Here is a 929-nt window from a genome sequence, read left to right as displayed (position 1 = left end):
GGTATAGCGGTCCTCAGTCGAGCAAACCGTGATGATCGCCTTGAGCGCAGGTGGACGTCGTGCAGCCACCTGCAGTGCACTGTAACCGCCCCAGGAAATCCCGAACATACCGACCTTGCCGGTGCACCAGCGTTGCCTGGCGAGCCATGCAATGATCTCGACGCCATCGTCCTGCTCCTGCTTGACATACTCGTCCTGCGGCAGGCCCTCCGAATCCCCCGATCCGCGAATGTCCGGTCGCACACAGGCATATCCATAGGAGGCCAAATAGCGGTACATCCCGCTAGTATTCTCACGCTTGCGGTAAGGGATGTATTCCATGAGCACGGGCACCGGATTGTCCTCGGCATCCTCCGGCAACCACATCCGTGCCGCAATCTTGGTGCCGTCGGACATCGGAATCCAGATGTTCTCGATTTCACGCACTTTGCGTGGACCTGTCCGCGCCATAACCTGAGGGATTTGGCCTGTCGTGGTGCTCATAAATGTCTCCGACAGTTGTTTTCTGGTATCAGACGAGGTCATGGAAATTCAGCCCAGATCGAGAGGCTGTTGCCTCCTATTATTCTAGGAACGCTAGGGACCCGGGAGCAACAAAACAACGGAATAAAAAGTTATGTACCGCGCGACTAAATGTTATCAGGCGGATGGATGGCCAACTGATATCTCGCTGGGTGCAACGGGTGTGGCCTTAATGGTTCTGCAGTCGGTGCTGGCGGGACCGGATTGAGATCTGCGACCTGGGTGATCAGCCAAATTGCGGAAGATCTGAACGTAGCTCGCTCAATGCGGTATCGGGAATTTAGATAGCTTTCACTCTGAGGCCTTATGCTCACGCAGAACCGCAATGATGTGCTCTTCCGTAAACCGCTTTCTCTTCATCAGTCCGTCCTTCAATCGAGGCCGGACTCTAATCTCAGTTGGAGGAA

1 protein-coding gene is annotated in these 929 nt (G+C 54.9%); it reads right to left on the bottom strand.

The genetic code is table 11. The features are described from left to right. Positions 1–483: CocE/NonD family hydrolase (locus tag NKI66_RS32610; protein ID WP_502900992.1), on the bottom strand; the 483-nt coding region annotated here is incomplete at its 3' end. Positions 484–929 lie beyond the last annotated feature (446 nt).

This window comes from Mesorhizobium sp. M0518, from assembly GCF_040321125.1.
Taxonomy (GTDB): domain Bacteria; phylum Pseudomonadota; class Alphaproteobacteria; order Rhizobiales; family Rhizobiaceae; genus Mesorhizobium.
The sequence above is the reverse complement of the archived record's forward strand: the minus strand, read 5'-3'. Positions and strand labels throughout refer to the sequence as shown.